We start from the raw sequence: 19025 nt of genomic DNA on the forward strand, positions 1-19025 counted from the left end.
CTCTATCCCAATTTATTTTTCAACAAAGAAAGAGGAGCTTTTCAATCACTTCAAATTGAAAAACTCCTCCAAAAATTACTTTGTAGCCTTAATATCATGGAACTTTTCAAGGTTGTTATAAACCTTATCCACATATTCAACCTTTTGTGCAGCAATCATCTCTGCGAACCTGGCATCGCTATATTCCGCCTGCTTCTGATTTACAAAAGCGGTTTCTGCCATTTTCTTAACTTCACTGTCCTCAGGCACTGTAACCTTATTCACCCGTACAACAAAGTAATTATTATCCATTTTAACGGGTTCGCTAATCTGTCCAACTTCCGGTACGGTTTCCATAGCAAAGGAAGATAAAAACTGAGCCTTATATACAGACATTTTGCCACCATCTGCTTCTTTCTTTGCATTTTCATCTACATCATATTCTTTAAACAAGCTGCTAAAGTCTTCACCGGCTTTCGCCTTCTTTACAACCTCATTAGCTTTATCTAGATCATTTAAAACAATGGTGTCAATATCCAGCGTGGTGTAGTCATCCTTCATCTGAGCTTTGTTCTTCTCATAGTATTGCGCCTTCTCCCCATCATCCACCTCACACTCAGCTGCTAAAGCTTGATATACCATGGAATACAAATAGGAACCTTCCATAAAAGGAGTCAATTTTTTAGCATCGATCCCCATTTTCTGAATATCCTCTGCTGGTACATTCGTAACAAACTGCTCAGACGCCTTAGCTGCCGCTTCTTTTTGCTCCGTCGTTAAGGCAATTTTATTTTCCTCTGCATAGTTCATTGCGGCAATAACACTCTGTAAGGTGTTCAGTGTGCGCTCAGCTACCAATTCATCTGCCGTCTGTCCATCAAAATCCATCGTCCATATATCATCACCACCCACAGCAGTAAAGCTCTTTGTGGTTGTATACAAATATACCATATATTCTGATTTCATGATTTCTCTGCCATCAACCTTCATGACAACCTCATCATTAAACCTGCTGTTCTTTCCAGCGTCTGCACTACAGGCGGAAAGAGCCATCACGCCGGCAGCCAACAGGCAAAGAAGTCCTTTTTTCTTCATGCTTCATCCCTCTTTCTTCTCTTTTTTAATATTTGCAGGAAGTATTTCCATTTGTATCTTAATCAAAAATACCCTAAATAAAGTAAGCTTTTTCAAAGTGTCTCCATGCATATAATTTGCTTTCCCTTATTATCACATTGATGCCTTCCACCCTGGTATTATCCTCTACCTTGAGAGCCTTATACAAACTGGTCAAAGCAGAAATGTATAAAAAATACAAATATTATTCATTCAGAAAACAACTAATGTTTCTATTATACACACTCCTTGATAAAATGACTATCCTTTCATTGAATTTAATAAGAATTTAATCTCGTCTAACACTTTATTTTCCTTATCCTTTGGCAGTTTCAATGTTAAATAGGGATTTGCACCAGCTGTAAATAAATATTTCCCTCGTCCCTCTGAAATGATTTTTGTAAGCTTCATTGGATCCGTATTTCCATCAGCACGAAACTCAAAAAGAATGCTTTCACGTTTTTGTACGATTGAGGAAATTCCAAGTTCCCTTGCCTCTCCCTTTAACAGCACAATTTCCAAAAGGGTCTGTACACTTTTGGGTAAATCCCCATAGCGATCTTCCATTTCCTCTTGAATGTCAAAATACTCCTCCCGGGTTCGAACAATGGCAATTTTCTTATACAGCTCCATACGTTGCTCTTGGTTTTTAATATAAAAGTCAGGAATGTATGCACTGATATTTAAATCCACCGTGGTTTCAATTTCTTTTGCCTTAGGTTCTTCGCCCTTTAACTGCTGAACCTCTTCCTCCAACAAACGGCAATACATATCATACCCAACGGACTCCATATGACCATGCTGTTCCGCACCTAAGAGATTTCCTGCGCCACGAATTTCTAAGTCTCGCATGGCAATTTTAAAGCCCGAACCAAACTCTGTAAACTCTCGAATGGTCTGCAAGCGTTTTTCTGCCACCTCGCGCAGCATTTTATCACGCCGATACAGTAAGTAAGCATAGGCAATGCGGTTACTGCGTCCAACCCGTCCCCTCAACTGATAAAGTTGGGACAGGCCCATGCGATCTGCATCTTGAATGATAATGGTATTGGCATTGGAAATATCCATACCCGTCTCAATGATGGTTGTACATACCAATACATCCGTCTCACCGCTGATAAAATCCTCCATAATGCCTTCCAACTCCCGCTCGGACATTTGCCCATGGGCAAAGGCAATATTTGCCTCAGGTATCATTTTTTGCAAACGAAAGGCCTCCTCACTGATAGAGTCCACCCGATTATATAAATAATAAACCTGGCCGCCCCTTGCCACCTCTCGATGAATCGCCTCTCGCACAAACTCAGGATTACTTTCCATAACATAGGTCTGCACAGGCCGTCTCTCCTGAGGAGGTTCCTCCAAAAGGCTCATATCTCTAATCCCCGAAAGACTCATATGAAGGGTACGGGGAATGGGTGTTGCAGATAGTGTGAGCACATCTACATTTTCCCTTAATCGCTTGAGTTTTTCCTTGTGGGAAACGCCAAAGCGCTGTTCTTCATCCACAATAATCAATCCCAAATCCTTAAATGCAACATCCTTTGATAAAATGCGATGGGTTCCAATTACAATATCAGCATACCCACGCTCCATATTTTTCAAGCTTTCCTTTTGCTGTTTTGGCGTTCGAAAGCGGGAAAGCAATTCAATGGTAACAGGATAGCCGGACATTCGCTGTATAAACGTGTTATAGTGCTGTTGGGCCAAAATTGTTGTTGGTACCAGAAAAGCCACCTGCTTTCCATCTTGTACCGCTTTGAAGGCCGCTCGAATGGCAACCTCTGTTTTTCCATACCCTACGTCACCACAAATCAAGCGATCCATTACCTTGCCACTTTCCATATCGTGCTTCACATCTTCAATGGCATTTAGCTGATCCTCGGTTTCTGCATAAGGAAAGGCTTCCTCAAATTCCTTTTGCCACACGGTATCAGGATCGTAATGATACCCCTTTGCCGCTGCTCGCTTCGCATAGAGGGCAACCAAATCCTCCGCTAATATTTTAATAGCTGCACGGGTTTTCGCCTTTGCCTTTATCCAATCCTGTCCGCCTAGTTTATTCAGCTTCGGAGCCGCACCACCACTACCGATATATTTTTGAACCATATCCATCTGATTTACGGGTACAAACAGATTCCCCCCATCACGGTAGGAAATTTTCATGTAATCCTTCTGGACGCCCTCAACAGAAATCTTTTCTAGCCCACAAAAAATACCGATACCATGATTGTCGTGTACCACAAAATCTCCTAGCTTTAAATCTGTAAAGCTTTCTATGGCAGCGCCATTTTTACGTTTATTCTTTTTCTGTTTCTTTTCGCCTCCACCAAACAGCTCACTATCAGAAAAAACCATGAGATTAATGAATTCATAACAAAATCCTTTAGATAAGCTGCCCTTGGCAACCCAAACGGCACCCTTAGGGATGGGAGCTTCTAAGCTTTCCATATACACCGCAGGAATCCCCATCTCCGAAAGCTCTTTCGCCATGCGCTGGGCTCTTGAACCCGTTCCTGCTAAAACAATGCTTCGGTACTCGTTTTTTCTCAAATACTCAAGTTCTTCACAAAATAAATCAACCCGTTTGCTAAAGGATGGTGTAGAGCGCACAGCAAAGTTCACCTTCGTCTTTGGTTCAAAATCTGCCGTCCTTTGGGTGAGTCCCGCAAGTAAAATGCGCCCGAACCTCTCCCCCTGCCGCAAAATATCCACATAATCGAATAATAGCTTTGCCTGCCCCGGAAGCAGATACCCCTGGGCAATTCTTCCTTTCATACTCTCGCCAAACTCTTCCATAACCGCATTCATATGCTCCCGAATGCGCTCGGGCTCATCAAAACAAAGGAGCGTGTCCTCTGGAATATAATCCAAAAGGCTTACGGTTTCTTCATAAAAATAAGGAATATAGGAACCAATATTGGAGAGGTTTTTTTCAAGGCGCAAACGCTCCCCATCCTCACCAATATTTTCTTTTAAACGTTCCGCCTCTTCAGTCAGTCCTTTTTTTATCATGCTTTGCAGAGATTTTGAAAACTCTTTGTTAATTTTGTTAGCCGCCTGCTCAGCCATTTCCTCATCATAAACCAATTCTCGCATTGGAAAAATACGGGTTTGCTCCAATTTGTCTATAGAACGTTGGCTGGAAGCATCCATCAAGCGAATAGAGTCTATTTCATCATCCCAAAACTCTATTCGCACTGCATCCTCCGAGGTTAACGAAAAAACATCTAAAATCCCCCCACGCAACGCAAACTGCCCGGCGCTTTCCACTAGTTCCGCCCGTTCATACCCCAAACAAATCAATTGTTTTGTAAGCTTATTAATGTCAACGATATCCCCAATTTTCAAAGTAAGTATAAATTGGGCAAATGTCTCTTTTTTTGGGTATCTATCTAGCAATGCCTCCATGGAAGCAACAATAATGGGTCTCTCTCCCGATAAAAGTCGCTCCACCGCCCCAAATCTTTGGCGATTCATCTCCACGCTGTGCACATCTGCACTATAAAAAAGGATATCTTTACTAGGGTAGTAAATTGGATTTTTATAAAAAAATGACATATCAGAAAGAATCTCTCTGGCCCGTAATTCGCTGTAAGTCAAAATTAGCAAAGGTTTATGACTATGCTCCATAATTGAATATAAAAAATGAGATTTTTCCACGTCAATAACCCCTGTTGCAAATACAGGGGTGTGATCTTTTTGTATGGCTTCCAATACTTTTTGATAACCTTCCAGCTCCAATAAAGGCTCCGTTATCGTTTTCATTCCTTCACCTCACCCTGAGGCTCTTTTTCTTCTTTCTCCTCAGCTGTCTTTTTGGGCTTTTCCTTTTGGGGTGGTTTTGGCTTTTGGTTCATTTGATTCATAGCATCCATAATGCCTCGGGACAAAATCAGCTCCGCAGCCTTTAACCCTTTGTCAGCACCTTGCGCAATCATGGGCAAATCATCTTTATCAAATTTCGCCAAAACATAGTCTGCCAAATCCCAACCGTTCGGCTTCTCACCAATACCTACCTTAATGCGCCAAAACATATCCGTCCCCATTTGTGCAATGATACTACGGATCCCATTATGCCCACCGTGGCTGCCTTTTTCGCGAATACGCACACTGCCCACTGGTAAGCTAGTATCATCATAGATCACTACGAAATGATCTTGTGGTACTTTGTAAAAATTAACAATCTCACGCACACTATCTCCGCTTAGATTCATGAAGGTTTGCGGCTTTACCAAGAGTACTCTTCTTCCCTCAACCATTCCATCGCCAATCAGAGCCTTGTGTTTAAATTTATCAATCTGTATATTATATTTCTCTCCTAGCCGGTCTACCACATCAAACCCAATATTATGCTTGGTTCCATCATACTTTGGCCCTGGATTGCCTAAACCAACAATGACAAAAAAATCTTGTCTATTATCATTATTTTTAAATCTATCAAAAAGTCCCATATTATCCTCCTGCCATTACACAGATAAAAGCCCTAATTTTTTAGAATTAGAGCTTGTGAATCAGATGTATTTTGTTATCACAATAATCTGTAAAAAATACGATTATGCTAGAAATAGCTGTTCATTTACAATCTCTTTTTCAAGAATTTTATATAATTATACCATAGCCATATTCTCAATAACAATGGTTTTGCTGAAAAAAATGAAAGCTGATCTTCTTTGCTGTGTGGAGGAAATTTTCCTACAGTTAGATACGTTTATCTTAGACCGATTCTAAAATTTCTATACAAAAAAGCGGATACTCTCGTATCCGCCTCATCATTTAAGTCAAAAGATTACTTTACTTCGTTCACCAATTCTTCGCCAGCTAAGAAAGCCTTTGCGTTACCACATGTTACTTCTGCCATGGAAGTCAAAGCTTCTTCTGTTAAGAATGCCAAGTGACCGGAAAGAACAACCTTTTCACTTGCAAGCAATCTTCCCAAAGTTGCATCCTTGTCTGCCTTGTCGCTTCTGTCTTCGAAGAAATATTCATGCTCAACTTCACAAACGTCCATACCAACGCCACGGAATTTGCCTGCTTCGATAGCATCAGCCAACGCAACAGAATCAACCAAACCGCCACGAGCAACGTTAACCAAGATTACGCCGTCTTTCATTTTAGCGATTGCTTCTGCATTAACCATATGACGTGTTGCAGGCATCAGAGGGCAGTGAAGAGAAATTACGTCAGAACGAGCGTAAAGCTCATCCAATGTAACATATTCCAAACCAAGGTTAGGGTTAGGGAATGCATCATAAGCAATGATGTTCATGCCGAAGCCCTTTAAAATATTAATCATGCACTGACCGATTTTGCCAGTACCAACAACGCCTGCTGTTCTGCCAACCAAAGCAACGCCGTCCAAGCCATTGATATCAAAGTTGAACTTTGTAGATCTTTCATAAGCCAAGTGTGTTTTTCTGTTTACAGCCATCAACAAAGCAGCGCCTTGTTCCGCAACTGATTCAGGGGAGTACGCAGGTACTCTAAGTACGGGCATACCACATTCTTTAGCAGCAGCCAAATCAACACTATCAAAACCTGCACAACGTAATAACAGAACCTTAACGCCCAAGTCTTTTAATTTATGTACAGCTTCAGCTGGAACTTCATCGTTAACGAAAGAACATGTAGCATCATGACCTGCTGCTAAGTGCGCTGTTGCAGGTGTCAATCTTTCATTAAAGAAAGTAACTTCATAGCCATATTTTTCAGCCACAGGACCGAAAGAGTCTTTCCAATAGGACTTGGTATCAAAAAAAGCAATTTTCATATTAAAACTCCTCCTAAATTATATAAATATTGGTAAAATTAGTTGGGAAACAAAGTCTATTCTCTAAAAAATTAGAGAACTCGCCCTATTTGTCTTACTTTTAACAATATAATCTATTTATTCTGGTTTGTCAACCAACATTTCACAAAATTGTCAGTTTGCCCAATTCTTGCCTGACTTCCTATAATAAAATAATGAGAAACAAGCCTTTTTCCCTCTCTTGTTTTGGAAACAAAAACCGATTCCATTCTGTTTATAGTAAAATTACATAAAAAACCCACCAAATGCATGCAAAATTGGATTTTATAACACAACTTTTTATCTTTTGACAATACAAAAACTCCTGCTTCTAAAACCAAAGAAGCAGGAGTTTTGTAATCACACCAACTGTTTCAAAATATTAGTCAAACAACTGAGAAATAGAGCTGCCTTCATGAATGCATCTTAATGCATTTGCAAAAATATCGGCAACAGATACAACTGCAATTTTACTTGTCTTCTTTTCCTCAGGCAAAGCAATGGTATCAAGAACCAAGAGCTCATTAATTGCTGAATCCTGAATGCGCTTGATTGCAGGTCCGCTTAATACAGCATGGGTACAGCAAGCGTCAACCTCAATCGCACCTCTTTCTTTTAATGCGTTTGCAGCATTTGCAATGGTTCCTGCAGTATCAATCATATCGTCAATCAAAATTACTTTTTTACCCTTCACATCGCCAATGATATTCATGATTTCACTGACATTTGCCTTTGGTCTGCGCTTATCAATAATTGCAATCGGAATATTTAATGTTTCGGCAAATTTTCTTGTTCTGGTCACGCTGCCAAGGTCAGGGGAAACGGCAACAAAATTTTGTAAATCATCACCGTATTTGTTGATATAATAGTTTGTAAGCAATGGACTTCCCACTAAGTTATCTACAGGGATATCAAAGAAGCCTTGAATCTGAGCACAGTGCAAATCCATTGTCAACACACGGTTTGCACCCGCTGAAGTCAAAATATTCGCTACCAATTTTGCACTGATAGGATCTCTTGCTCTTGCTTTACGATCCTGTCTTGCATAGCCGTAATACGGCATAACAGCCGTAATTCTTGCTGCAGAAGCACGCTTCATCGCATCAATCATAATCAACAATTCCATCAAATTGTCATTTACAGGAGCTGAGGTAGACTGAATGATATAAACATCCGCACCACGAATAGTCTCGTTGATTTTTACGGAAATTTCACCGTCACTAAATTGTTCAACTTCTGCATTTCCCAGTGCCATACCCATTTTTTCTGCGATTTCCTCTGCAAGCACGCGGTTGGAATTGCACGCAAAAATCTTGATGTTGCCACCATTAGAATTAATCATTTCAATATCCCCCTAATAATCTTTTGCATTTTATGGTTTGTGGCTGAACAAAGCCCGCCGCTTATATGTTACACCCTTCTTACGTCAATTTCAACTGTATTTCACCGTATTTCATCATTTTTACGATTCTTTTTTCATTTTCTTCTTTTTCCAGCCCTCAATCACCTGCTGTCTTGCCCTTGCTACTGCAAGCACATCTTCGGGAACGTCCTTGGTAATTGTTGAGCCTGCGGCGATATATGCCCCGGCTTTTACCGTAACCGGTGCAACCAAATTCACGTTGCAACCAACAAAAACATTATCCTCCACAACTGTGCGGTGTTTCTTCTCTCCATCATAGTTTACCATGATACTGCCACAACCAAAGTTTACTTTTTTCCCAGCATCAGTATCACCAATATAAGCCAAATGTGGGATTTTTGTGCCATCACCCACTGTTGAATTTTTCACTTCCACAAAATCCCCCACTTTAACGTTTTGGCCAATTTTACAATTAGGGCGGATATAGGCAAAGGGCCCTACGGTAGTATTATCACCAATTTCCGATTCTATGCCAGTTGAAGTCTGGAAGGTTACGCCGTCTCCAAGCAACATATCCGTCAAGCGTGAGTTCGGGCCGATTTTGCAGTCCTCACCAATTTCCGTCTTTCCCTCCAACACACACCCTGGTAAGATCACTGTATCCATACCAATTTTCACCTGAGCATCGATATAGGTATTTTGGGGGTCCACAAGGGTAACGCCATTTTCCATATGAAAGCGGTTGATTCTCTCTTGCATAATTTTTGTTGCTTCAGCCAATTGTACTTTGGAATTAACACCGAAAAATTCCTTATCATCCTCGGCAGCAACTGCACCAACCTTGCCTCCGGCTTTTAAAATGAGCTCTAAACAATCTGGCAGATAGTATTCCCCCTGCACATTGCGATTATCCAGCCTTGCCAATGAAGCAATCAAATCAGCACCTTTAAAAATATAAATTCCCGTGTTTATCTCTTTTATGCAGCGCTCTTCTTGGGATGCATCCTTATGTTCAACAATTTTCGAAAAATCTCCCTGGGCATCACGAATAATTCGTCCATATCCTTCAGGGTTCTCAATCACAGCAGAAACCACAGTGGCACCGTGATTTTGTTGGCGGTGTTTTTCAACCAACTTTTCCAAGGTTTTTCCTTGAATCAGTGGTGTATCTCCATAAAGAATCAGAATATCCTGATCCTGTTCAAGAAAACTCCCAGCCATTTTCACCGCATGACCTGTCCCTTTTTGCTTGGCCTGCAAGGCAAATACCACGCCTTCCTTTTGAATGGCGGTCTTTACTTCTTCTGCCTTATGTCCCACAACAACGCAAACCTTCTCAGCGCCGCAACCCTTTGCCGTATCTATTACATAATCAATCATTGGTTTATTCAAAATTTCATGCAGCACCTTAGGTTTTTTGGACCTCATGCGAGTGCCTTCTCCTGCTGCCAAAATAACAGCCTTCAAATTTTTCATAGGATTCTCCTTTCTCACGGCTTCTGTCCATAAGCCGCATACAACCTTGGATATTTTCTCATTTCCCAAATGAAATATCAATATACGGTTTTACTAAAAAACAGTGCTTATTCTTAAAAAAGTCATGCAAACCTCATTGAAACCCGTTAAAGAGTATCAATTAAGTTCATGTTCTTTGAAAAATATCAGTTCCTTCAGGCTTCTTCGTATAAACAAAGATAAAAAAATCCATTGCTTAGGATTCCTCTGGGGAATCTTCTAAAATTTTTATCGTTGTTAGTTTTTCAGCAGATTAAACAGGCGAAGCAATGCTTCGCCTGTCTTTTCTATATTATAATCTTGTCCCTTTTTTTAAGATAGCTAAATCCTGTGTTGATTTTCCAATCACCTGTTGTCCATCAGAAATTACAACCTCTTTATCCAAAATTGCATTCTCTACGATACAATTTTTACCAATTCGGCATCCTTCCATGATAATGGAGTTTTTTACTACAGACCCTTCACCGGTATAAACTCTGCGGAAGATAACCGAATGCTCAACTCTGCCGTTAAATATTGTGCCACTGCCCACAATAGAGTCCCGCACATCCGCATCCTTATTATATTTTGCCGGAGGCTCGTCTTTGGCTTTTGTTTCAATAAATGGAAATTCGTTCATAAATGTATTTCTGATTTCTTTTTTTAAGAAGTCCATATTTACGTTATAGTATGCATCTACACCTGTACTTAACGTATTCCAATAGCCATTAAATTCATAGCCAAAAATTTTCAATTCTTCACGTTTCGCAAGTAAAATGTCCTTTACAAAATCGTACTTACCCAGAGGTATAATCTCATTTAATAGGTCAACCAAAAGTAATCTAGAAATTACATAGATCCCCAAAGACGCCTTCTTAGTTTTAGGGTGCTGGGGTTTTTCTTCAAAAGAAACCAAACGTCCTTCTTCATCTGTCTCTAAAATACCAAAATTATTTAAATCATTACGTTCCATTTCCTGATATGCAATGGTTATATCTGCACCTTTTTCCTTGTGGCTTTGCACCAACTTATGATAGTCCATTTTATAAATAGAGTCTCCGCTGGTAATCACCACATATTCCTCATTGCTTCTCATAAGATAGGTCATATTTTGATAAATAGAATCTGCTGTCCCACGGAACCAGTTGGAATCGGTACTACTAATAAAGGGCGTAAAAACAAACAATCCCCCTTGTTTTCTACCAAAATCCCACCATTTTGAAGAGGTCAAATGGTCCTTTAGAGAGCGAGAATTATACTGAGTCAAAACAGCAACCTTACCAATTCCGCTGTTTGACATATTGCTCAATGTAAAATCTATGGCACGGTAGCTGCTGCCGATGGGCAAAGCCGCCGCCGCTCTATGGTCGGTTAGGACACCAAGCCGTCCCTCATTGTTACCGCCTGCTAATATGATACCAATGGCTTTCATACTCATTTCCCCTCCCGCACTACCGATTTGCCGCTATCCAATCTGCCTTCTGCATAATCCTCAGCCTTAGTATCGCCAAAAATTACGCAATTTTTCCCTACCGTTATACCATTCGGTACTCGGGTATGGCAGCCAATTACGGTGATGCCGGTATTATAAATATTGGGCTTTGTTTCATTGGGCACATTTTCACCCATGCCCATATGAACATCATTGCCAACCATACAATCCTCATCCACAATACAGCGTTCCAAAACGGCATTTTCGCCAATCACAGTATTTCCCATGATAATGGAGTCCCTCACTACAGCGCCCTTCCCCACAACAACCTGAGATCCTAAAATGGAATGATAAACCTCTCCATAAATTTCACTGCCATCTGTTACCAAAGACTCTTTTACCACAGCTTCTGGGGAAGTATAAGTAGGAGGTTGATGGTCGGAGTTTGTATAAATCTTCCAAAAATCCTCATACAAATTAAATGCCGGCAAAGCCTTAATCAATTCCATATTGGACTCCCAATAGGATTCGATAGTCCCCACATCCTTCCAATAGCCTTGGAAACGATATGCATACATAGTCTGGCCTTCATCCAACATTTTAGGAATGATATGCATTCCAAAATCGCTGTCAGGATGGATTTCTCTATCTTCAACCAAAGCTTCTCTCAATCTGCTCCAAGTGAAAATATAAATACCCATGGACGCCAAATTGCTTTTTGGATTGTCAGGTTTTTCCTCAAATTCATAAACCCTGTCATCATCCTTTGTGTTCATAATACCAAATCGACCGGCTTCTTCAAAGGGTACCTCTAAAACGGCAATCGTAGCCGCCGCCCCCTTCTCTTTATGATAGGACAGCATTTTTGAGTAATCCATTTTATAGATATGGTCTCCGGAAAGAATCAGAATATATTCCGGGTTGTTGCTGTCAATATAGTCAATATTCTGATATATTGCATTGGCCGTACCCATAAACCATTCCCCAGCATCGCCACCCTTCACATGGGGCGCCAAAATGGTAACTCCTCCGTTTTTCTTATCCAAATCCCACGGAATGCCAATCCCAATATGCTGATTTAGCCTGAGAGGCTGATACTGCGTCAACACGCCCACCGTGTCTACTCCTGAATTGATACAGTTGCTAAGCGGAAAATCAATGATTCGAAATTTCCCACCATAAGCAACTGCTGGTTTTGCCACCTTGCGTGTCAAAACACCCAGACGGCTTCCCTGTCCGCCCGCCAAAAGCATTGCTATCATTTCTTTTTTACGCATTTGTATCTACCCCCTGCCATTATTTGTCCAAAGTAATCCTTCCAAAAACAAATATATATTAGACAATTTCATAAATTATGACCAAAAGCAACCCTATTGCTCAATATTTTTCATTGTCACCCATTTTGTTCCATGGCTGTATTCTGATGCTGCAGCTTCCAAAAAAAATCACCCTAAAGACTGAAGTCTAAAACCCCCTTCTTGGCCAAAATAATGATAAATTGCTACATAAATTTACAAAGCATTTACACGTTCAGATGGCATAGCTTTTCACAATTATACCATAATTGCCCCGTAAAAAAAATAGGTATTTCCCTCTCCCGTTCTACAGTTTTTTACTTTTCCCTCGGTTTTTATAAATCGTAAAATTTTTGGTTTATTTCTGATAATTTGGTATAAAATTAAATATAGAAATCCATGTAAAAGATTGCCTTTCCTATTTTAGTATACTATAATGGATAGCAAAATCATGTTAACAAAAAAGATTCTTACAACGATAGAGGCGGTAAAATATGACAACACAATTTAAAAATTCAGACCATATCTATTTTATCGGTATCGGCGGCATCAGTATGTCTGGCTTAGCGGAAATTTTAGCAAGCCGTGGTCATAAGATATCCGGCACTGATATTCGAGAAACACCTGTAACAAAACATTTACAATCCGTAGGCATCAGAATTAATTTTGGGCATCGGGCAGAAAACATTACAGACGATGTGACCCATGTGGTTTACACAGCGGCAATTCATGATGATAATCCGGAACTGGTAACAGCAAAAGCCAAAAATCTAGTTATCATGGATAGAGCACATCTTTTGGGACAAATTATGGAGGATTATAACAGTTCCATTGCTGTTTCCGGAACCCATGGCAAAACCACCACAACTTCTATGGTTGCCGAAATTCTTTTGGCGGCAGAGAAGGATCCCACCATTACCGTGGGGGGTATTCTTCCCACAATCGGAAGCAATTTAAAAATCGGGAAGTCCCCTTATTTTGTGGCAGAAGCCTGTGAGTATTTTAATAGTTTCTTGCAATTAACCCCTTTGGCTGGGGTAATTCTGAATGTGGAAAGCGATCATCTGGACTTTTTTGGTACCCTTGAAAATATTTATCGCTCGTTCCATTCCTTTGGAAGGCGTATTCCCAAAAACGGTGTACTGATTATAAATAAAGAGATCGCTCATCTAGATGAAATTACAGAAGGCCTGTCCTGTGCTGTGGAGACCTTTTCTCTGACCCAAGAGGCGAACTGGAACGCACGGAACATCATTCATCATGATGATGGTAAAAACACTTTTGATGTATATTATAATAATGTCAAAAAGGCTACCATTCATTTAAATGTTCCCGGGGATCATAACATTTCCAATGCTTTGGCGGCAATAGCTACTGCAAGCTTCTTTGGGATTCCCCCTGAAGCTTGGGTAAAAGGCCTTTCTCATTTTTCAGGGACAGACCGCCGCTTCCAGCGTAAGGGTGAAAAAAATGGCGTTCTTGTGATTGATGATTATGCCCATCATCCCACTGAAATACGGGCAACCTTAGCGGCGGCAAAAAAGGTAAAGCATAACACGACATGGTGTGTTTTCCAACCTCATACCTATTCTCGAACCAAGTTTTTATTTGAAGAATTTGGGGATGCTTTTTTTGATGCAGACGAAATTATCATTGCAGATATTTATGCGGCAAGAGAAACGGATGATGGCACCATCAGTGCCAAACAATTGGCGGGACGTATCGCCAAAACAGGAAAATCCGCTCGCTACGTGGGTAATTTTGACGAAATATTAACCTACTTGCAAAATCACTGTCAGTCTGGAGATTTATTTCTCACAGTGGGCGCAGGAGATGTTTACAAAATAGGTGAAGCCTTTCTTGCAGATTGATTAAAGGTTTTCCTTTGAAAAAAAGTTTAGGCAAAAAAATAAGCAGACAGTATCTCACAAAAGTGACTACTGTCTGCTTTATCTTTTACTTATGATAAGGCTCTTTTCGGTTTATTTTCTCAGCCCGATAAATTTGTTCTAGAAGAATTACACGCATCATTTGATGTGGAAAGGTCATAGGGGAAAAGCTTAGCCAGAAATCCGCTCGCTTCATCACCTCTTGGGATAGTCCCAAAGAACCACCAATGATAAAAACCATATGACTCACACCGCGAACAGCTTTCTCCGCCATAAAATCCGCTAATGCCTCTGAAGATAAGCTCTTTCCTTCTATGGCTAAAGCCACAGCAAAAGCATCCTCCTTCACAGCCTTTAATATGCGAAGTCCTTCCTTCTGACGAACCTCGTCTTCTTGCCCTGCGCTCATGGTTTCCGGTGCTTTTTCGTCTGGAAGTTCCACAATTTCCAGCTTCATATAACGCCCCAGACGCTTGCTGTATTCCTCAATGGCTCCTCGCCAATAGGCCTCCTTCAGTTTTCCTACACAAACAATTGTGATCCTCATTCTTTCACCTATAATTCCACCTTAAGCCCTGTATTATGGCGATAAGCCATATCCATATTAAAGTGCTTTCCTACCTGAATTCTATTTTTTTGGAGAATTTTTTCCACCGTATCAAATGCCAAGTGAGGCTCATTGTTTTCCTGGCTTAAATGCCCCAGAAAAACGTGCTTCATCTTTCCATCCACAGCGTCAGAAAGTAATTCTCCCGCAGTTTTATTGGATAAATGTCCTCTGTCGCTTAAAATACGCTTCTTCAAATGCCAAGGGTAACTCCCTTTCTCCACCATTTCTTCATCATGGTTAGACTCCAACAAAAGAATCTCGCTTTCAGCAATGCTCTCTCTTATCTCATCTGTAATATGCCCAATATCTGTTGCAAGGGTCACTTTTTTTCCCCCGGCAAAAACATTAAATCCCACAGGGTCCGCCGCATCATGGGGTATCTGAAAAGGTCTAACACAAATATCATTGATAACGCAATTTTCTCCCGCATATACAAATCGCTTGTTTCCCGGCGAAATTTTACCTAACGTTTCCTCCATTGCAGACCACGTTTCACAGGTCGCATAAATGGGAACATCAAATCTTCTTGAGAAAATGCCGGCACCCTTAATATGATCCAAATGTTCATGGGTGATGAACAATCCATCAATGTCATGTCCTGTGAGTTTCAGCTCTGCCAGCCCTTCCTGAATTCTTTTTCCGCTGACTCCCGCATCAATTAAAATACGAGTATGCTTTGTCCCCACATATGTGCTGTTGCCACTGCTTCCGCTAGCCAGGGTGCAAAATTCCACTGCCAAAAAAATCCCCCCATTCCATTTCAATATGACAGAAAGCAGGGTTGCCCCTGCTCCATGTAAAAGCCTATGTTTTATAAATCATCATTCGTTGCCTATGGATTCTTTTCAAAGGAACTTTCTTTGTGGAATTAAAAGTACCTATGCAAGGTATCAAAACCACAACGTAAACTTTTCCATCAATTTTTATCCAAAACACGCTGAATATCAGCCCCCAATGTGCTAAGCTTCATTTCAACGTCCTCGTACCCTCTATCAATATAACGAACCCCATCAATTTGGGTGGTTCCCTCAGCAGCCAATGCTGCCAAAATCATAGCGGCACCTGCTCTTAAATCCGTTGCCTCAACCTTCGCACCCTGATAATGTGGAATACCTTCTATTGTGGCAATTCTGCCGTTAATATCCACCTTCGCTCCAAGCTTACAAAGCTCTTCTATGTATTGATATCTATTCTCCCAAACGTTTTCGGTGATCACGCTGGTACCGTTGCAGATACTCAAAAGTGCTGCCATCTGAGGCTGTAAATCCGTAGGGAAACCAGGATAGCTCATGGTTTTCACATTTACGCCACGCAAAGGCTTATTCGCCATTACACGAATGGAATCGTCTCCTTCTTCCATCTTTACATTCATCTCTACCAGTTTTGCAGTCAAAGAATCCATATGCTTGGGAATGATGTTTTTCACCAAAACATCTCCCCCTGTAATCGCCGCCGCAATCATATATGTACCTGCTTCAATCTGATCTGGGATAATGGCATATTGAGCTCCATTTAGCTTTTCAACACCAATAATACGAATAACATCCGTTCCTGCACCCTTGATATTAGCGCCCATCATATTCAGATAATTTGCAGTATCTACAACATGTGGCTCCTTGGCCGCGTTTTCAATCGTGGTAACGCCCTCGGCCATTGTTGCCGCCAACATAATATTAATGGTGGCACCCACACTAACCTGATCCATATAAATCGGTGCACCTACCAATTTATCTGCATAAGCCCTTACAAAGCCGCATTCTTCCTCAACTGTTGCTCCAAGGGCACGAAAGCCCTTTAAGTGCAAGTCTATGGGTCTTTTTCCAAAGTTACAGCCACCAGGCATTGCAACCTCTGCCTTTTTATAGCGAGCTAACAGCGCACCTAAAAAATAATAAGACGCTCGAATTCTCTGAACTTCTTCAAAGGTAGCGCAATAATCAATGCCCTCTGAGCAATCAATTTCAATCGTATGCTTATCTCTGCGTATACATTTTCCGCCCAACTTCTCAATTGTGTTGCAAATACAGCTTACATCCTCAATGTTGGGTAAGTTTTCTAAAACGCTTTTGCCACCTGCCATAATTGCCGCAGGCAATACCGCCACCGCTGCATTTTTTGCCCCGCTGATCATTACTTCGCCCACAAGGCGTTTTCTGCCTTTTACAAGCAATTTTTCCATTCAACGTTCATCCTTCCAAAGAATTGCCAAAGGATTTCCCCTTTGTACTCGAAAGCCGGGCTTGTCTTTCTTTTTTATTCAACCAATGGTATTGTATTCGTTGTCGCCCTAACCATTCGAATTATATCACGAAAAATCCTCTGTGGAAAGTATTTTTTCCTTCCGAGGCGTAGAATCACAGATATGAAAATTTTACCAGCAATCCTTTCCAGAATATAAAAAAAAGCTTTCAACCCTCAGAATAAGAAAAATGGGGCTCTTATTTCTCTCCATTTGGAGAAAGCAAAAAACTACATAAGACGAATAAAATAAGTAACATATTGAATCAGATCATAAAAAAATCTCCTTACAAAAACACTGCAAAAACCAACAAAGGATACGCCAACTTGCGCATCCTTTGTTCCATAATTTTTTTACTTAGCATTGCTTATCTGTTATAGAATACCTACTGATCATTCTTTTTTACAATTTGGCAAGTATATGCATTCACCAAATATGGCTCCCGCTCTTCCATCAGATAAATTCGGTAACACGGTTCCAAATAAAGCCCTGTTCCTGATACAGCCTCTCCTTGCTCCAACAAATCGTAGCCTAATTCTACTTTCTGTATTGCCGCATCTCGAACATTGTCTCCCTTATTCCATTCCCGCATAAACGTAAGCAGCGCCTCGTCAGCCATATATATATCTTTTTTTTCCTGGGTAGTCCCCGTTATTTGGCAATAGGTAAAGTCAATCTGGTAGATTCCTTCGTCGGATACAAATAGTGAAAAATGATTGGAAAAAATACTTTTATCATTTTCGACAGATGAAAACTCAATTCGCCAGCCCTCTTGGCTCTTAGATACATAACATAAGTCATTGTTTCCAAAAACGCGCTTCATTGTTTCCATTTTGTTTTCAGCCTGTTTTATTGCATCTTCTTTGCTTAAAGTCTTCAAGCCTTTTTTTATTAATTGATTGGTAAAGCTCCCTCTATCCCCCGAAAGCACTAGGGATTTATTTTCCCCTTTATAAACCGTTTTTGTGCCAGGTGAAACCTTAGTTTTCCCCCCATCAAAAAACACCCCTTCCAGCTCCTCTTTTGAATATGAAGGCACTCTAGCCTCCAAGCGATTCATGGGATGGGTATCAATATTCAAATTGGTATACAATGTGATTCCGTTTTGGGATAAGACTTGAAAAATTGCTTTCTCTTGGGAAGAGGACATGGAATTATCTTGCCTTTGCTTCATATTCAATCCCGCCAAAACCAAGTTTATTATCACCAGCAGAATAATCACAAAACGCTTTGCCCCTGTCCATTCCATGCCCTCACCTCCCTACTCTAAAAAATAAATCTTTTTCTTAATGCTTTCTCCTTAAGTTGCACCGTTGGTGGGAGAAAAGGTATCCTTGTTCGTTTCTGTAACAAATAAATAATCATATAACGTGATAAACCACTTAAAGCCAATCTCCCCTGTCAGATCAACATAATAGCCTAATGAAATGTTCTTTACGTCGGTAATCACCTTTTCCTCAACAGTTTCCTGATAATTTTTATTGGCCTCATCCAGTGCATCAATAAACTGCACATTTAACGTCATATCCTTTGACTGCAAGGGTTCATAATTCACAACATATCTCTGGTATTTCTTAACTCTTTGATTTCTTATGGTAATCTCAATGGCATGATTACTTCCGATTTTATCTTGAAGGGCAGCAGACAATTCCACTGGCAGGTTATTCACAGCATAATCAAAATAATAAATTGTTTCATTACTCTTTTTCTGAATATCCGCTAAAAAAACATTGGTTGATAAAGAAGTATCATTTTCCAAAAAGCTACAGCTAATCTGGTATCCCTCCAGTAAGCCCGTGTTGTTTTCATCATTACCGTAGGCT

At 40.5% G+C, this 19025-nt stretch carries 14 protein-coding genes; 1 reads left to right on the forward strand and 13 read right to left on the reverse strand.

Annotation, left to right across the window (positions count from 1 at the left end; genetic code table 11):
- Positions 1 to 75 precede the first annotated feature (75 nt).
- From RTK36_RS00445 to RTK36_RS00480, 8 genes are all read right to left on the reverse strand, one after another.
- Positions 76 to 1074, reverse strand: a complete 999-nt coding sequence (locus RTK36_RS00445) for a peptidylprolyl isomerase (RefSeq protein ID WP_312043206.1) — start codon at positions 1072 to 1074, stop codon at positions 76 to 78.
- A 279-nt stretch (positions 1075 to 1353) separates the two neighbouring features.
- Positions 1354 to 4860, reverse strand: coding sequence for a transcription-repair coupling factor (gene mfd / locus RTK36_RS00450; protein ID WP_312043208.1), 3507 nt, complete (start codon positions 4858 to 4860; stop codon positions 1354 to 1356).
- Entirely contained in the window at positions 4857 to 5546 is a 690-nt protein-coding gene (pth, locus tag RTK36_RS00455) for an aminoacyl-tRNA hydrolase (RefSeq protein ID WP_312043210.1), read from the reverse strand. Before pth ends, mfd begins: the two co-directional genes overlap by 4 nt.
- Positions 5547 to 5881: 335 nt before the next feature.
- The gene (locus tag RTK36_RS00460; RefSeq protein WP_312043212.1) at positions 5882 to 6862 is read right to left on the reverse strand and encodes a 2-hydroxyacid dehydrogenase; all 981 of its coding nucleotides are present in this window, start codon (positions 6860 to 6862) and stop codon (positions 5882 to 5884) included.
- Positions 6863 to 7262: 400 nt separating this feature from the next.
- Positions 7263 to 8222 (reverse strand): ribose-phosphate diphosphokinase, encoded by a 960-nt coding sequence (locus RTK36_RS00465; protein WP_331654885.1) that lies wholly within the window; start codon positions 8220 to 8222, stop codon positions 7263 to 7265.
- 120 nt (positions 8223 to 8342) lie between these two features.
- Positions 8343 to 9719 carry a bifunctional UDP-N-acetylglucosamine diphosphorylase/glucosamine-1-phosphate N-acetyltransferase GlmU gene (gene glmU, locus RTK36_RS00470; protein ID WP_312043214.1) on the reverse strand — a complete coding sequence of 459 codons (1377 nt, stop codon included), beginning with the start codon at positions 9717 to 9719 and terminating at the stop codon, positions 8343 to 8345.
- 331 nt (positions 9720 to 10050) lie between these two features.
- Complete coding sequence (gene glgD, locus RTK36_RS00475; protein ID WP_442871328.1) at positions 10051 to 11169, reverse strand: glucose-1-phosphate adenylyltransferase subunit GlgD; 1119 nt, start codon at positions 11167 to 11169, stop codon at positions 10051 to 10053.
- Positions 11170 to 11171: 2 nt separating this feature from the next.
- Positions 11172 to 12446, reverse strand: a complete 1275-nt coding sequence (locus RTK36_RS00480) for a glucose-1-phosphate adenylyltransferase (protein ID WP_312043216.1) — start codon at positions 12444 to 12446, stop codon at positions 11172 to 11174.
- A 512-nt stretch (positions 12447 to 12958) separates the two neighbouring features.
- Here RTK36_RS00480 and murC point away from each other — a divergent pair.
- Positions 12959 to 14335, forward strand: a complete 1377-nt coding sequence (gene murC / locus RTK36_RS00485; RefSeq protein ID WP_312043218.1) for a UDP-N-acetylmuramate--L-alanine ligase — start codon at positions 12959 to 12961, stop codon at positions 14333 to 14335.
- Between the two features lie 85 nt (positions 14336 to 14420).
- On the opposite strand, the gene rlmH is transcribed toward murC, so the two are convergent.
- The 5 genes from rlmH to RTK36_RS00510 all read right to left on the reverse strand — a co-directional run.
- Entirely contained in the window at positions 14421 to 14900 is a 480-nt protein-coding gene (gene rlmH / locus RTK36_RS00490) for a 23S rRNA (pseudouridine(1915)-N(3))-methyltransferase RlmH (RefSeq protein WP_312043220.1), read from the reverse strand.
- 8 nt (positions 14901 to 14908) lie between these two features.
- Entirely contained in the window at positions 14909 to 15697 is a 789-nt protein-coding gene (locus tag RTK36_RS00495; RefSeq protein ID WP_312043410.1) for an MBL fold metallo-hydrolase, read from the reverse strand.
- Between the two features lie 182 nt (positions 15698 to 15879).
- Positions 15880 to 17142, reverse strand: a complete 1263-nt coding sequence (locus RTK36_RS00500; protein ID WP_312043222.1) for a UDP-N-acetylglucosamine 1-carboxyvinyltransferase — start codon at positions 17140 to 17142, stop codon at positions 15880 to 15882.
- Between the two features lie 445 nt (positions 17143 to 17587).
- Positions 17588 to 18451 carry a two-component system regulatory protein YycI gene (yycI, locus tag RTK36_RS00505; RefSeq protein WP_312043224.1) on the reverse strand — a complete coding sequence of 288 codons (864 nt, stop codon included), beginning with the start codon at positions 18449 to 18451 and terminating at the stop codon, positions 17588 to 17590.
- Positions 18452 to 18502: 51 nt separating this feature from the next.
- Positions 18503 to 19025 (reverse strand): hypothetical protein (locus tag RTK36_RS00510; protein ID WP_312043226.1); only part of this gene is annotated, 523 nt, incomplete at its 5' end.

This window comes from Anaerotignum sp., assembly GCF_031981185.1.
Taxonomy (GTDB): Bacteria; Bacillota; Clostridia; order Lachnospirales; family Anaerotignaceae; genus Chakrabartyella.

Bases quoted from the DNA above. Each gene is read 5' to 3' on its own strand.
- pth (WP_312043210.1), bottom strand. From the start codon at position 5,546: ATGGGACTTTTTGATAGATTTAAAAATAATGATAATAGACAAGATTTT.
- yycI (WP_312043224.1), bottom strand. From the start codon at position 18,451: ATGGAATGGACAGGGGCAAAGCGTTTTGTGATTATTCTGCTGGTGATA.
- RTK36_RS00445 (WP_312043206.1), bottom strand. From the start codon at position 1,074: ATGAAGAAAAAAGGACTTCTTTGCCTGTTGGCTGCCGGCGTGATGGCT.
- RTK36_RS00465 (WP_331654885.1), bottom strand. From the start codon at position 8,222: ATGATTAATTCTAATGGTGGCAACATCAAGATTTTTGCGTGCAATTCC.
- mfd (WP_312043208.1), bottom strand. From the start codon at position 4,860: ATGAAAACGATAACGGAGCCTTTATTGGAGCTGGAAGGTTATCAAAAA.
- glmU (WP_312043214.1), bottom strand. From the start codon at position 9,719: ATGAAAAATTTGAAGGCTGTTATTTTGGCAGCAGGAGAAGGCACTCGC.
- RTK36_RS00460 (WP_312043212.1), bottom strand. From the start codon at position 6,862: ATGAAAATTGCTTTTTTTGATACCAAGTCCTATTGGAAAGACTCTTTC.
- murC (WP_312043218.1), top strand. From the start codon at position 12,959: ATGACAACACAATTTAAAAATTCAGACCATATCTATTTTATCGGTATC.
- RTK36_RS00480 (WP_312043216.1), bottom strand. From the start codon at position 12,446: ATGCGTAAAAAAGAAATGATAGCAATGCTTTTGGCGGGCGGACAGGGA.
- RTK36_RS00500 (WP_312043222.1), bottom strand. From the start codon at position 17,142: ATGGAAAAATTGCTTGTAAAAGGCAGAAAACGCCTTGTGGGCGAAGTA.
- glgD (WP_442871328.1), bottom strand. From the start codon at position 11,169: ATGAAAGCCATTGGTATCATATTAGCAGGCGGTAACAATGAGGGACGG.
- rlmH (WP_312043220.1), bottom strand. From the start codon at position 14,900: ATGAGGATCACAATTGTTTGTGTAGGAAAACTGAAGGAGGCCTATTGG.